Source organism: Pantoea sp. UBA6567 (assembly GCF_002434165.1).
GTDB classification, from domain to species: Bacteria; Pseudomonadota; Gammaproteobacteria; order Enterobacterales; family Enterobacteriaceae; genus Pantoea; species Pantoea eucrina.
Genome location: NZ_DJJN01000011.1, coordinates 127,269 through 141,149, shown reverse-complemented (window position 1 = coordinate 141,149; position 13,881 = coordinate 127,269). Strand labels below are relative to the sequence as shown.

General features: G+C 52.5%; 10 protein-coding genes. 5 read left to right on the top strand and 5 right to left on the bottom strand.

Going from position 1 to position 13,881, the window contains the following annotated elements:
- The first annotated feature begins 20 nt into the window (after positions 1-20).
- Together B4M48_RS16910 and B4M48_RS16905 are read left to right on the top strand one after the other, a co-directional pair.
- Positions 21-830 (top strand): winged helix-turn-helix domain-containing protein, encoded by an 810-nt coding sequence (locus tag B4M48_RS16910; RefSeq protein WP_108570263.1) that lies wholly within the window; start codon positions 21-23, stop codon positions 828-830.
- Positions 811-1,320 (top strand): hypothetical protein, encoded by a 510-nt coding sequence (locus tag B4M48_RS16905; RefSeq protein ID WP_108570262.1) that lies wholly within the window; start codon positions 811-813, stop codon positions 1,318-1,320. The genes B4M48_RS16910 and B4M48_RS16905 overlap by 20 nt, the downstream gene beginning before the upstream one ends.
- A 54-nt stretch (positions 1,321-1,374) precedes the next feature.
- Here B4M48_RS16905 and B4M48_RS16900 read toward each other — a convergent pair whose 3' ends face one another.
- The 3 genes from B4M48_RS16900 to B4M48_RS16890 form a co-directional block, all read right to left on the bottom strand.
- A complete protein-coding gene (locus B4M48_RS16900) occupies positions 1,375-2,508 on the bottom strand; it encodes an Abi family protein (protein ID WP_288657377.1) in 1,134 nt (377 codons plus the stop codon).
- A 223-nt stretch (positions 2,509-2,731) separates the two neighbouring features.
- On the bottom strand, positions 2,732-5,641 hold the full coding sequence (locus B4M48_RS16895; RefSeq protein WP_288657375.1) for an autotransporter outer membrane beta-barrel domain-containing protein: 2,910 nt from the start codon (positions 5,639-5,641) through the stop codon (positions 2,732-2,734).
- A gap of 455 nt (positions 5,642-6,096) precedes the next feature.
- Positions 6,097-6,612 carry a hypothetical protein gene (locus B4M48_RS16890; protein ID WP_288657373.1) on the bottom strand — a complete coding sequence of 172 codons (516 nt, stop codon included), beginning with the start codon at positions 6,610-6,612 and terminating at the stop codon, positions 6,097-6,099.
- 371 nt (positions 6,613-6,983) lie between these two features.
- On the opposite strand from B4M48_RS16890, the gene B4M48_RS16885 reads away from it, so the two are divergent.
- A complete protein-coding gene (locus tag B4M48_RS16885; protein WP_288657371.1) occupies positions 6,984-7,862 on the top strand; it encodes a hypothetical protein in 879 nt (292 codons plus the stop codon).
- Positions 7,863-8,056: 194 nt separating this feature from the next.
- Here the strand turns inward: B4M48_RS16885 and B4M48_RS16880 are convergent, their stop codons facing one another.
- Both B4M48_RS16880 and B4M48_RS16875 read right to left on the bottom strand, forming a co-directional pair.
- Positions 8,057-8,674, bottom strand: a complete 618-nt coding sequence (locus tag B4M48_RS16880; protein WP_288657370.1) for a hypothetical protein — start codon at positions 8,672-8,674, stop codon at positions 8,057-8,059.
- A 581-nt stretch (positions 8,675-9,255) separates the two neighbouring features.
- Positions 9,256-10,290, bottom strand: coding sequence for a RepB family plasmid replication initiator protein (locus tag B4M48_RS16875; RefSeq protein ID WP_108570254.1), 1,035 nt, complete (start codon positions 10,288-10,290; stop codon positions 9,256-9,258).
- Between the two features lie 1,367 nt (positions 10,291-11,657).
- On the opposite strand from B4M48_RS16875, the gene B4M48_RS16870 reads away from it, so the two are divergent.
- Positions 11,658-12,860: an AAA family ATPase gene (locus B4M48_RS16870; protein ID WP_108570284.1), complete on the top strand. Its 1,203-nt coding sequence runs from the start codon at positions 11,658-11,660 to the stop codon at positions 12,858-12,860.
- Positions 12,857-13,828 carry a ParB family protein gene (locus B4M48_RS16865; RefSeq protein WP_288657367.1) on the top strand — a complete coding sequence of 324 codons (972 nt, stop codon included), beginning with the start codon at positions 12,857-12,859 and terminating at the stop codon, positions 13,826-13,828. Before B4M48_RS16870 ends, B4M48_RS16865 begins: the two co-directional genes overlap by 4 nt.
- Positions 13,829-13,881: the final 53 nt, after the last annotated feature.

The following is a 13,881-nucleotide window of genomic DNA, read 5'->3' as shown; positions in this document are numbered from 1 at the left end:
CAAAATGGAAATCACGCAGTATGGAAAAAATTCACATCGGCAAAAACGTTATTTTTGCGCCCGATACCCGGGTGCTTGCCAACACTGAGAACAGAAAAACCATTGCGATTGGCGTATCGCCGGCAAACTGCCTGAAAGGTCTGCTGCAGGCAGAGGGGCGCGTACTTTCGCAGGATACGCTGATCGATATCGGCTGGCGTCAGGCGGGTATCGAGGTGACTATCAGCAGCGTGCGCGTGGCGATGAACCAGCTGCGCCGCGCCTTTGCGCATCTGCAGGTGGAAAAAGAGCTGGTGATCATCACCGTTCCGCGTGAAGGTTACCGGCTGGTGGTTACCCATCCGCACAGCGACTCTCCCCTGCTGGCGGAAATCTCACGCCCTGCCGATCTCTCCGCGCAGGAAGACGCAGAGCATGACGCCCTGCTCTCGGCGCAACCTGATACCCCCGAGGTACCGGCGTCTGCCGGCTGGAAGCGGTTTGCGGTCGTGGCGGTTATCGCTCTGGCGCTGGGTTGCGCGCTGGCGTGGGGCATTAAAGAGGCGCTGCTGCCGGAACCCGTACCCATCAGCTACCAGCCGGTAAACAGCGCGACTGCCGGAGCCGGTCCGGAGCTGCATATTTTTGCCGTTCAGTCGCCGCGCGTTACCGATGAGCTGGTGCGCAAAACCGTGCGTTTCTGGCGCGAATATCCTGACGCAGCAGGAAAGGAGACGTTTCTCTATGTGCACGGCGGCAACGATGCGTTTCATTACGGCTTATTTGCCTGTGCCAGACCGATTGAGGAGAACAGCAGTGGATGCAAATCGTTTGTTTTTAAGACCAACTAAATGGCTGATCGCAACCGGCGTTATCGCCTTTGCTCTCCCGCTGCTAGTGCTGTTCGCGACCCTGCGCAGCCAGCCGCTGCTGGCGGGTGAATGCGCGGCGCCGTTTACCTTTGTGGAGTATTTTCATAACGGTGAAAAAACGGTGGCCAGCGGGGAGTACACGCTCTATACCGGCACCGGCAAACCTAACCGCACAACCTATACCGGCGCCATCATCTATTACGATGCGCAGGGGGAGAAAAAACGCATTGTGCGCGTTAACCGCGAAATTGCCTGGGATGTCTCATTTCGCCACGATCAGATCATCAGCAAAATCACCAATAATGGCCGCCGGATGGGCGATAACAGCAGTGACGCGGAAGTGATGCAGTATATTTTCCCTAACTACCGCCCGGATGAAACCATTCACGCCACGCTGTTCCAGCTCGGCGGATCGGTGCTGGCGACCGGTCCCCACAACGTGCCGCGCATCCTGTGTGAGGAAAAGTAGCTGTCTCCACTCTCCGGAGTCGGCAGTGATGCGGCGGTACGCTGCCGCATCGCACTATTGTGGAGATGGACTTTGGTAATGCTCCGCAAGCTCCAGCAGTCTGTCGGATAAACTGTCCGGGATATCAGCCAGAGGAATTCCGGCTATCTTTTCTAAATCCCCGACCAGCTGCTCTGCGGTCTGAGCTGCATCTGCCGGTTTAGCGACATGGCTAATCGAATGCTTAAAACGCGATCTCGGGAAAGACGTCAACGTGCGGTCAAAACCCATCGAGGAGAAGTGAAAACCCGGAACGACGGGTTTGTTGTCAATAATATTCGCTATCCTGTCGAGCCAGTTGCTGCCCGGACCGATTTTCCTGATCAGAAACCATACGACTGCGATAGCTCCGAATAGCTTCCCCGATTCATTTTCAGTGACGTTTAACAGATTGAAGTAACCATTTTTCAGCAGCCTGAACGCGCGCGGATTGGGTCGATTACAGAACCTTGAGTGGTGCGCACAGCGGTTGCGCAATCCGTTAATGTTAATTAACCAGTTATCCAGAACGTCGCGTTTATCAATGCCAACCCGCTGGCATATCAGATCGCGGTAATCATCTTTCAGCATACTGTAAAACTTCGAGAGCAGGCCAAAGTCCCATGCTTCCACAGCCACCCAGACAGGAATGGGCTTACAGTTAGCAAAATGCGAGGTAATGCTATCGTCTTTACACTCTTTGAGAAGTTTTTGATGACGGACAGTCCATTCATCAAAATTTGGACCCTTCTTTAAGTTATTGAACGCATTAGCAGAGAATAAGGTTTTATTTTCATAAGCCAGCGGACTTATCCGGCCCATTTCATGGGCAATAATAGTCCGGAAATAAATTTCTATACGCTCAATTGCGCTCATAAACTCATGGCGGAGCGCTTTATCGAACAGATAAAATTCAAAGACAGATTCAAAATGCGTATTTGGCTGAAACTGGTTGTTATAGCTGATTTGACGTTCTGTATAAGTGTAAGTTCTTGAAGTGTGCCAGTATCCTGACAGCCGGTAATAGCCAACCTGTGCAAGTTTCCTTTCACAGCGTTTACGGTCAGACACATTCATGCCGCGATCAATCAGCTGCTGCATCAGGGCGGGATATTCAAGAAACTCTTTTACCTCAGGGGGGACGCTGTGAAGCGGAGTCTGGCTTTCCATAGCAACTCTGTAAATAGCAGGCAAAAAAAAGGCCAAACCGTCACTGCAGTAACTGCAACAGGAGGGGGTTTAGCGCTGTTGCAGAGTATTATAGTGGCGCAAAAACCTATGTCAATCTTAAACCTTCAGGGCCGGGCCAGCACAAATGTCTCACCGTGGCTGATTTTACGACATAAAAAAGCCGGCTCCGCTGTTGCGGAACCGGCTCTGCCTGCAAGGTTAATCAGAAGCGGTAGCTGACGCCCAGCGTGGCCGCGGTGTCTGACCAGCCTTTGTCGCCTATCTGCTGGCCGACCGCCAGTGATACGCCAAACCCGTTGCCGAGCTTGCCCTCAACCCCCGCGCGCAGCTCGCCCGCGTTGCGGCTACCCTGCTGCGACACCCGCACGCCGTCCATCTCCGCCGCGTAGTCTTTAGTGTTGTGGATCCAGTTGGCCTCCACGAAGCTGGTAAACTCGCGTCCGGTGTGGTCATCCATCGCCGCGTGGCTCTTCATAAAGGTCTTCACGCCGACGCTGCTGCGCACGTTATCCTGCCCGCTGCTGTGCACCCGCGTGCCGTTCGCCTCGGTGTGGTCGTCCGCCCGCACCCCGGACCACGCCGCCCGCGCCTGCGGCTGCAGGAACACCCGCGTCCGCTCCCCTTCGCCCAGCGGAATGACGTAGCCCGCCTCCAGCGACGCCGTCAGCCCCGCTGACTTGTAGGACTCGCCCGCCTGGCCCTCGCCGCTCACGCTGTTGTCAAAGCGCCCGTACTGCAGCGTCCCGTCCGCCCACAGGCCCCGCTCACCGGTGCCCGCCGCCTGCCAGCTGCCGTAGATGCCCGCGCCGTAGCCCTGCACCTCGCCCCGCGCCCGGTAGCCCGTCAGCGACGAGGCGCTCCGGCTGCGGCTGGTGCCGTAGCCCGCCATCACCCCTAGCCGGGCGGTCTCCGTCACCCGCAGGTCGCTGCCCAGCTGCGTCACCGCGCTGTTTGACCGCGTCTTCAGCTGCCCGTCGCCCGCGCTCAGCCGCCCGTGGCTGCCGCCGGTGCGCAGCCAGAGCGAGGTATAGCGCGCCTTACCCGTCTGCGGGTCGGTGTACCAGGTGCCCTGCCGGTCGCTCATACGCGTGTCGAACAGCGTGGACGCCGCCGCCAGATTCGCCGCGTAGGCCGCGCCTTCCGGGCGCAGCGTCAGGCGCCCTTTGCCCCCCGGCGTGCCGGTACCGCCGCCCGCGCCGCCGCCGGAGCCGCCTTCACCCTCGCCCTCCTCCACGCTGTCGTCGATGATGGGCAGCCAGTGCTCCAGATCGTCAAACGAGGTGATCTTCCACGCCTTGCCGTCGCGGTAGAGGCGATAGTCGTAAGCGCCCGCCACGATGCGGTTCTCCTGAATAAAGTTGCCGTTTGACTGTCCCTGCACCTCCACCAGCGTGATGCCGTTCAGTGTCTCCGCGCCGCGCCCGCCGAGGTTGCTCACGCGCAGAAAGGTATCGCCCGCGGTGTCGCCCGTCACCACCATCCGGTCGGTCGGCGAGCCGTCGGCGCCGAGACGGGTGCCGAAGTGGATCAGCCCGCCGTTGCCGGTATAGCTGCCGTCCACGGTCAGCACCGCGCCCGCGGTTTTACCCGCCAGGTTCAGGGTGCCGCCGTTGACGATGTCGCCGGTGCGCTGGCTGAAGCCGCTGAGGTCCAGCGTGCCGCCGGTGGTGAGGGTATAGGTGGAGGCGGCGCTAAAAACGTTGTCCGCCCCGGCGCGCAGCACGCCGCCGCTGAGACTGGTGTCGCCGCGGTAGTCGGTCTGCGCCAGCAGGGTAGTGATGCCGGAGGAGACGTTGACGTCGCCGTCGCCGGTGATGCGCGGCGCAAAGCGCAGGTCGGTACTTGCGTGCATAAAGTCCACCGAGGCGCGCGATGAGGCGCCTGAGGCCAGCGCCACCGCGTCGGTCTCTATCGTGCCGCCGCGACCGGCCAGGGTCAGCGTCGAGTCCAGCCCGGTATTGCCGCCCTGAATCAGAATAGAGTCCGCGGCCAGCGTGGCGCCGTTCTGCACCACCAGGCTGTCGCTGCTGGTAAGCTGCCCGGCGACGTCCAGGCGGGTATCCTCTCCGGAGAGGTTCACGCGGGCGTTATTGATCAGGCTGGCGGCGCGCACGGTGGCACCGTCGGTGACCTGCAGGATATTGTCGTTGGTCAGGGCGTTTGTGACCGTCAGCGCCGTGCCGCGGCCGTCCGCCAGCAGAATGGCGCCGCCGCGGTTAGCCAGCGTATCCGCCACAATTTTGCCGCCGGCGCTGAGCGCCGCCACGCCGCTGCTGACAAGGCTGCCCGCCACCGCCAGGAGCGAGCCCGCACCAGAGACGTTAAGGCGCGTGTCGCTGTTGTCCAGCAGCACGCTGCCGGCGCTGATCGTGGCGTCTGCCGCGCCGTCGCTGGTGCGGGCAATATCCACAGTTGCGAGGTTGCCGCCGCTGCCGCTCAGGGTCAGCGCCCCGCCAATCTCCGCCCGGCCGCCGTCCGCCACCTGCAGCTGACCGTTCTGCGCACTGCCGCCCGTGAGCTGCAGGTTATTCTGTACTTTTAACTGAGCGCCATTGTCACTTACCTGCACCACGCCGCCGTTAATAACGGTATTAGCACTTAACTCCGCCGCAGCCCGATCGTGAATAATGAGAGAGGCGTTCTCCTTAATAAGGAGACTATGACCAACCCCTGTGAAACTACCAGTAATCAGGCGCGCGCCTGATGTCAGCAAGGTATTACTGCCAGATTCCAGTGAATTACCTAATCCTCCTGAAGCGTTAAACCGCGCCCCGTCGCTGACAATCAGGCTACCGTGATTGACTAAACCTAGTGTGCCGATCTCAGACCCTGCCCCGGAGAGCGTAGTGGTGCCATAACTTCCTATTGTCAATGTTCCGGTTGCAATAGTTGCCCCACCCGTGACCTGCAGCGTGCCATTACGGGTTTCTCCTATAGTGACTGATCCTCCCAATGCCCCACCACTCCAGCTGTCCGCGCCCTGAACAGGTGGCGGATTATCCCCGGAAAAAACAGTTTCACCGGTATAGTTGATGCCGGCCCAAGCGGTCTGGCCCAGAGTGAGAGCAAGGGTGATAGCGAGCGAGAGCGATTTCTTTTTCAGTGGTTTCATAGTCTGTCCCGGCGCAGCGTGCGCAGCTGTTAACGAAAATGAGTGCAGGGCCTGCCAGGATGTATGCTGCCGGAGGGGAACCGGCGGCTTCAGCGCAATAAAAGCAGCCCGCAATAACTGACGGACGGCATTCTCAGACAGCCGGAACGGGGAGTGAAATAATCTTATATTAAAAAGGGTTATAGACCGGTGACTGAGTATTATGGAGAGCTGTGAACGGTTTATTTATGCCGCTGAATTTAAAGGTTAATAATATTAAATGTGCGAAGTTTCAATGTCATATAAAAGCTGTTCAGACACGCCCTCACCTGCGTAAACTGCGGCGAAAGATAATTAACTTTTTACAGATGTGAGGTTGTTTCTGACGCCAGCAAACTGCACTGCTGCAAATAACAGGTAAAAAGCCCGACCGGCAATAAACCGGTCGAGCTGCACGATTACACTCTGGCTTCAGTTCAGCGCGGCTTTTGGCTTTCCGCTGGCTCTTGCGAACTGTCCGATACGACGGGAGAATCTTCCTGCGCTTCCAGGCTGGCAAAATATTCCGGCAGGTTTATGCAGCGGTTACTGGGGGGTTTACGTGTACCTGAATCTGTATCTTTATGTTCAAAACGTGGCGTCGGGGGCTGCTCAGGTACTGACTTTTTGACATCTTCAGGCGTGTGATACCCATCCTCAATGTCAAAATCGCTGTCTGCCGGCAGTGATAATGTTGCATCAGGCTTCAGCCTTTTGACGGACAAAGACGATGCCTCACTTTCCTGTAGCAGCTGCTTTTTTGCTTTAGCATTGAGCGCCTGCGACATCTCTGGCTTTTCAGGCACTGATTCCTGCGATGCCGGCCTGGCAGGCGTTTCGGCAGAGTTAGAGGCGTTATTTACCGGCACCGGTGAGGCTGCAGACGGTTTGCGCAGCATAATGTCAAAAGGATCGTTACAAATAGAAAGACGTGGGTTTATTTTGTTATCCATAATAATAACTCCGTGTTAACGCTGAGAAAAAGTTAGCTTGCTGACACACAACCATGGCAGGTATCAAACCGCAAAGATAAAGTTATAACTGGCCCTGAAATTATGCGATCCACTAATTCATCAGCCAAAGAGTTTTTTCCAAAAATCAACTTTATGCACAAATATTAACGCTGGGATAATTCTGATGGCGTTAACTCAGCGCCATTAATCTTCCAATTAAAGGAAAATAATATTTCGATATCAAAAAACGCTCATTTTTAAATAAATTTTTGCAGAGTGTGACGCGCCTGATGGCACAACGGCATTGCGTAGGGCTATGCTGAGCGGGCTCGTTTATTAAGCCGATAATGTCTGACAGCGAGGTAAGCAGCATGAAAATACAGCAGGCTTCAGCAATCAGCTACGCCACCTTAACCGCGTACGGTGAAAACCCCCTTAGAGAAGCTACCGCTCCGCATTCAATCATTGAAATGATCGTTAACTTCTTCACGGGCGGCGTACGGCGAGCCAACGAGCGGTTCTATCAGCAGTTTTATGATGGGATGAGCCACTATTGCGCCTCGCTCGATCCTGACAATCTCTCCAGCGAGCCGTTTGATTTTTCGTTTCAGACGGACCACTACCGTATAGAGATCAGCAGAACACAGCGCGGCCACATTGCGCCACTTGTCTGGCGTTCACGGATTAATGTTATCGCGCTGAAAGATGGTTCGCCGCTAAGTACAGAGATATCTGATGTCGCATTTATCAGGGCATGCGAGGTGCTTTCAGTAAGAGCGCAGCACAGTAATATTTGCCAGTATGCGCCAGTGTTCACCGAATCAGGCCTGAAGAATTTTGAAAATCTGCGTATGAAAGCGTTGACGCTAAGCGGAAATGCTTACTCATACGCCAGCTTTAATGGTTCGGTTTTCGACTGGCTGACGCTGAAAAACATGTATATTGAAGCGACCACGTTTGACGATATACAGGTGAGTGAAACCCTGCTGATTGAGAACGTAACAGCAATGGGGCTATCGTTTCGTAATGCCAGGGTAAGCAATCTGGAATTAACGCACAGTGAATGCCATTGCTGCAACCTTGATGGGCTTGACATCAAGCGGGGATCGTTTTTCTCCTCACATCTTATCGGTTGCTACGGCACGCGACCCCGCTTGCGGGCTATTTCCGCTGATGAGACCAGACTGCAAAGCTGCTCACTGATTGAGCCTGAATTTAGTAGTCCTTACGGACTGCGCGAGCGTTTCTAGGATTCTTTTATCTACAAAGCTTACTACACAGGCTTTAACGGAGTCAGATTTCCAATAGAGAATAATGTGCTGATCAAAGCCAGCTGATGCGCTGATGCGCTCCGCTCAATCCACAGAAGCAGGGCCGCCTGAGCGGCCCTGATTTAAGACTAATGCAGTAGAATGACAGAATGGCATTCAGGTAGAGCATTTCATTATGAGGGGTATGAGGAAGACGAAGTATTCAGTAACTTTAATATAGTTTCTCTTAAATTTTTATTTATTTCAGATACGCTCTCAAAATACTCTTTAACTAACTCCTTTGAACTTGTATAATTTTTCAATTCGATATATTGATATTGGGAGATAAGAACTCTTTTTAGCTCACTAACAATCTGCCATTCCGGGTAATGACGCATACCAGATTGAGATTCAACGTTATAACGAACATCCCCTTTTATGGAGGGCTCGGTGGCGCGGAAATAACAATCTCCATTTTCAGGATTGGATAATGACCTATTATACTCCTCTACTTCCCTGTCCTTTTTTTCATTTTCAATCATAAAAGAAATAATCCTTGAAAAGTCCTTATAGAACTGAAAATTCTCATTATTAATCTTAGTTGACGCAGCCTCAGCATATTTCCCACTTAACAAATTAACTTCTTTATAATACAGTTTTTTATTGGAATTGAATGTATCATTCTTCTTTAGAGCATCACTGGAGTTCTTTGGCGTAGATTGTCCGATATTTTTCTTACCCGTATTAAAATCTGAGAGTTCGGATGAAAAACAATTCAGGCTTTTCAAACTTTGAAGAATTTTATTTGACATGAAAATTTCCTGTTTTTATTTTTTAAGACCGCCGCAGAAGTAACACGTCGGACGGATTTATTCTGGTGTTGTGGACTGACGGTTTAAATAATATACCGCAGCCTGGGAATGGCTTTGTATCAACAGACGAGCGCGGATCGTCAGGCACGCTCCTCATTGCAAAACCTATCTTCTGCGCGCAAAACCATAGCAATATCGTTGCCACACTTCTTGCTAAAAGCGCTGATTTTGTCAGAGGGCGATGTGCGAGTTTTTGCCGGCAGAATGAAGTGAGCCGCGCCGGGATCCCGGCGTGCTAAAGCGCGATCGTAAGGCAGCCACGCAACTGCAGGGCAGCGGTGCTGACAACTGACAGAGCCGCAATAACCACTATAGCGAGTAGCAACCACGCAAAAGAGGAGTAACCGTTGTAGCGAGCAGTCGGGGATGAGATGAAATAGCGGGGCTGGCCAATAGCATACCAGGATGAGAGGCCAGGCCCCCTGCCCCGCCCTGCGGTGAGCGGCGCCCGCCTCGCTGACTAACAGCAACCACTATACAGAGCAGCTTTCTCTCTATAGTGGTTGCCATCAGAGTTTGCCTTAATTCACTTTACCTTTACGAATCTTTCTCAGCAGCGCCAGTTCCTCGGGTGAGAGCATCACCATTTTGCCGCCCTGCTCCTCCTGACCAGACAGGCCATCGAGTTCAGCGTCGAGATCGTCATCCGTCAGGCCCGGCAGGCTCAGCGGCAGTTCCGAAGGCTTGAGCTTGGGCCGGCGATAGTGCACCGAGAAGTACACGCTCTTGCCGCGCATAAACTCGGTGTAGTCGAGATAGCCAATCTCCTTCAGCTGCCCCATCGCCTTGCGTACCGTGGCGTTCTGCGTAATTACGCGTGAGGTGAGATTGAGCCTGGCGCGCAGGCGCTGCATAGAGATAGGCGCCGGATCGGGCGGCAGGCTCTCGATGAAGGTGTAAAGCGCCTGTGCTGACTCCTTGCGGGCCAGCTCGTTGATGGCGCGCAGCTGCAGCAGCACTTTTTTGTCGAACTGGTAGAGCTCAAATATCTTGGGATCGGCCTGCAGCGTTACCGTATCGTTCTTTGCGCTGTATTTGGCGGACTGTACGAGGTGTGTAACGTAAAATTCGCCCCCGCTGCTGAAACGGATGGTGTTGGAGGCAATTCGCGTCAGGGACGCATCCAGACGCTCTCTGAGGCGCGCTGACGAACGCGCTGAGGGTATCCCACAGAGTTTCACGAAATCGACGAACGGCAGCGTTACGCTGTCTCCCAGCGTCTTGTATTTGGCAAAGGCGTGGATGATGCCAACCCAGGTCTTGAAATCGTTATCCATGTCCAGCCGCTGACCAATGATCTGAATATTCTCATAACCTTCTGATTTTACGAATGAAAGCTGCTTTAATTCATTGGTAACGTCAGTAGTCGCCATCATATTTTTGCGATTCCGGCTAAATGACTTCAGCGTCGGCACAAACAGCCCCAGCCGCATCAACGCAACAGGCTGTACGGTGTTATTGGTGTTGGGCATAAGCTTAACGACTTCGCCTGTCCTGCCATCTATTTCGGTAAAAGCATCTTCTATCTTTTTGATTTCTTCGTCTTTTTTCGACATATCATGTTCCTGGTTTGACAGACAAAGACCGCACCGCTCTTCATAGTGGATGCTAAGACTCACTATAGCGGTTTCACTACAATCAGCGACAACTATTTACTCGTTATAGTAGTTCCTCTGCTCTCTATAGTGGTTATAAACATCCCTTAGCAATAATGTTAAGTTATTGATAATAATTCTATTTTACCGGTAACTTACATAAATCGATTACAGGAAAACGTTAGTTGAAAATAACGCTTTTATAGCGGATTTGCTGCCCGCTTACCTGTGGATATCGTGGCGATAAAAAAATCATTTTTGAAAGAGAGATGATTAAGCTAGTGATTTTAAATGGCTTTTTAAAGATGCGTTGTTCACAGAAAAAATAGCTGTCTGCTCGTTATAGTGGATGTTAACTGCCTTCGATAGTGGTTGATCTGCTCTTTATAATGGATGTTTTACTCTTTATAGAAGTCAATTTACTCTCTATAGTGGTTTTCAACAGGCTCTCAGCCCTTGTGTACCAAGGCCTGCGGAGGATTTGGGATCTTTTGGGATCTATTGGGGATCTATTGGGGATCGAATAATGGGATCTATCCTGTGAATAACGTGGATAAAAAAACCTCGCAAAATCACGATAATGATTCATCTAACCCGAACCCGTAACGATTCCTCTCCTTGTCAGACCAGTTTAGTTTTTCAAAGGTTGACTGATTTAAGAACTTTGCTTCAGTTCAATAAATTTTCATACAGGATCAACCACTATAGAGAGCAGCCGTTTTCACTCTCTGAAAAGCCAGTTTTGTCTATAAAATAGACAGATCAATTACTGTTCAATCCTGCAATACCAGGGTTGTTATTCTGCATCAACTACTCTTTTAATCACCTATTGCATGACTTTATCGACTAATAAATTCACTGATCTTACAGCGACTAACCTGCTCCTAAGCGTTTATCAACAAAAGTACCAGATGGTGTTTTCATGCTGAAAATTTCAAAATTATCTATTTTATTCATTAAGTTAATTAGCTTTTTCACTGGTGATAGATAAAACTTGTTTTGCCCGCCTGTTCAAAAACTTCAACCTGAGCACACACAATAACTTGCGTGAAAATGCAATTTTCACCGACCACTTTTCATGGTTAAATTATTGTTTTATAAATATTTTTAATGCTATTTTCAGACTGAAAACACCAAGGTGTCATCTCTTTTTCAGAGCGGATTTTCAGTTAAAGCTGATGCCTACAATCCTCTGCTTTCCTGCTTGTCATTCTAACAAACGCTATGAAGCACCAGGCGACCTGCCAGTTTTATGGCTTATCAGGTAAAAACTGGCAGGCCATTTTTTTTCCTGTATGATGCAAAAAAACATACAGGATGAGGAGCTTATGAAGCGTGATTATGGTGGAGTGCTGGAAATGGCACAGCGTGCAAACGGAATGTTGTACGCGCTGAGCGATCATATTGAGAAGCAGCGTCAGGAGTTTAACCAGACGCAGTTTTATCAAACCTTCTCCCGCAATGCAGTAGCTAACATGCCCTTGCTGAGTAAACATGCTGTGGTAGCGGCAATGGAGGCGATGGAATCACAGGGATATGAATTTGGCAGAAAGCAGACCGGCAGTACGTCGCAATATGCGCTGAGCCTGCAGAACGTTATCGACATTTATCAGCACCGCAAAGTCCCTAAATATCGCGACCGGCACCCCTCGCCTTTTGTCATTTTCGTTGTCAGCCTTAAAGGTGGCGTCTCAAAAACGGTCAGCACCGTTACGCTCGCCCACGGTATGCGGGCGCATCCGGCTATGCTACATAATGACCTGCGCATTCTGGTGATTGATCTCGATCCGCAGGCGTCCAGCACCATGTTCCTTAGTCACACCAACAGCGTAGGCTCGGTACTGGAGACCGCCGCTCAGGCGATGCTGAATGACCTGAGTCGTGAGCAGCTCAAAGAGCAGTTTATCAAGCCTACCGTGATGCCGGGTGTAGATGTCATCCCCGCCTCTATTGACGATGGCTTTGTTGCCAGTGACTGGGAAGCGCTGGTTGCTGAGCATCTGCCTGGCGTTGCGCCGTCAGATGTTCTGCGCCGCAATGTGATTGATCGGGTCGCTGATGATTATGACTTCATCTTTATCGATACCGGCCCGCACCTCGACTCCTTTATGCTGAACGCCATTGCGGCCAGCGATATTCTGCTGACCCCCACGCCACCGGCGCAGGTTGACTTCCATTCAACCCTGAAATACCTGACGCGTCTGCCGGAAATGCTGGAGCGCATTGAGTCCGAAGGCGTAGAGCCACGCCTCAAAGCGAATATCGGCTTTATGTCAAAGATGACCAGTAAGCACGATCATCTGACTTCGCAAAGCTATGCCAGAGAAGTGTTTACCAAATCGATGCTGGATGCCGGCCTGCCGCGCCTGGATGGTTTTGAACGCTGCGGAGAGTCATTTGATACGGTGATTAGCGCTAACCCGACCTCTTACCCCGGCAGCGCAGATGCGCTGAGAAAGGCCAAGCATGAAGCTGAGCAGTTCTCGCGCGCCGTCTTTGACCGCATTGAATATATCAGGAGCACGCTGTGAACAAACCTGTAAACCGTATCGGCCGGTCACTGGGTCAGTCTTCTATTGCCAGCATGATTGATGGCAGCAACCAGGCCAGAACCTTTACGCTTAAGTCGGGCAAGACGGTGACGTTTGTTCGCAAGCTTATTCCGTTTCAGGATATTGAGAGCACCACCTTTGTTGATCCGCAGATTAACGGTCGCGATCAGTCGACGCTGACGGAAGAGTCAGTTAAAGAGATCACCCGTACTATTAAGCTGCAGCAGTTCTTTCCTGCAATAGGCCGTTTGCGTGCCGGACGCATTGAGATCATGGATGGTTCCCGCCGTCGCGCAGCCTGCCTGCTGACGGGGGCCAGCCTTGAGGTGCTGGTGACATCAGATGAAATCGATGTCGCCGATGCGCGCCAGCTGGCTGCAGATATCCAGACCGCGAAGGAGCATAACCTGCGCGAGCTGGGGCTGCGCTTTATGCTGATGCACGATAAAGGCATGAGTAAGAGCGATATCGCCCGGAGCGAAGGGATCTCCAATGCTAAAGTCACGCGCGCGTTTAAAGCTGCTTCGGTGCCGGCTGAGCTAATAGAGCTGTTCCCGGTGGTCTCGGAACTGACGCTGCAGGATTATGAGATATTGCTCGACGTATGGGATCACGCCAATGCAGAAGGCGTGGCAGTAAAACAGATTGCAGATGAGATCAGAGCGGAACTGGCTGAGCTGCAGCTGGCAGCCACGCTCAGCGCTGATGAGTATAAACTGCAGGTCCTGAAGCGGGTGCGCGCGGCTAAACAGCAGATCAAAACGCCAGCCGATCGCAGCCGGGCCGTTATCGAGCATCTTGCGCGCTTCAGCGATCGCAACGCCTACGCCCGTCGCAAAGAGAATGCGGATAAACGCACTATTCACTATGAGTTCAGCCGCCTGCCAAAAGAGCTGGCTGATAAAATCGATGAGTCGATACGGGCAATACTAAACCCTCCTGCATAAAAAAAGCCTGGCGATTTGCCGGGCTTTTTTTCCTTTCCTGCCTGCTGACGCCA

What these genes read in the sequence shown, in the direction of transcription:
- B4M48_RS16910 (WP_108570263.1), top strand. Translation starts at nt 21, where the DNA reads ATGGAAAAAATTCACATCGGCAAAAACGTTATTTTTGCGCCCGATACC.
- B4M48_RS16900 (WP_288657377.1), bottom strand. Translation starts at nt 2,508, where the DNA reads ATGGAAAGCCAGACTCCGCTTCACAGCGTCCCCCCTGAGGTAAAAGAG.
- B4M48_RS16895 (WP_288657375.1), bottom strand. Translation starts at nt 5,641, where the DNA reads ATGAAACCACTGAAAAAGAAATCGCTCTCGCTCGCTATCACCCTTGCT.
- B4M48_RS16890 (WP_288657373.1), bottom strand. Translation starts at nt 6,612, where the DNA reads ATGGATAACAAAATAAACCCACGTCTTTCTATTTGTAACGATCCTTTT.
- B4M48_RS16885 (WP_288657371.1), top strand. Translation starts at nt 6,984, where the DNA reads ATGAAAATACAGCAGGCTTCAGCAATCAGCTACGCCACCTTAACCGCG.
- B4M48_RS16880 (WP_288657370.1), bottom strand. Translation starts at nt 8,674, where the DNA reads ATGTCAAATAAAATTCTTCAAAGTTTGAAAAGCCTGAATTGTTTTTCA.
- B4M48_RS16875 (WP_108570254.1), bottom strand. Translation starts at nt 10,290, where the DNA reads ATGTCGAAAAAAGACGAAGAAATCAAAAAGATAGAAGATGCTTTTACC.
- B4M48_RS16870 (WP_108570284.1), top strand. Translation starts at nt 11,658, where the DNA reads ATGAAGCGTGATTATGGTGGAGTGCTGGAAATGGCACAGCGTGCAAAC.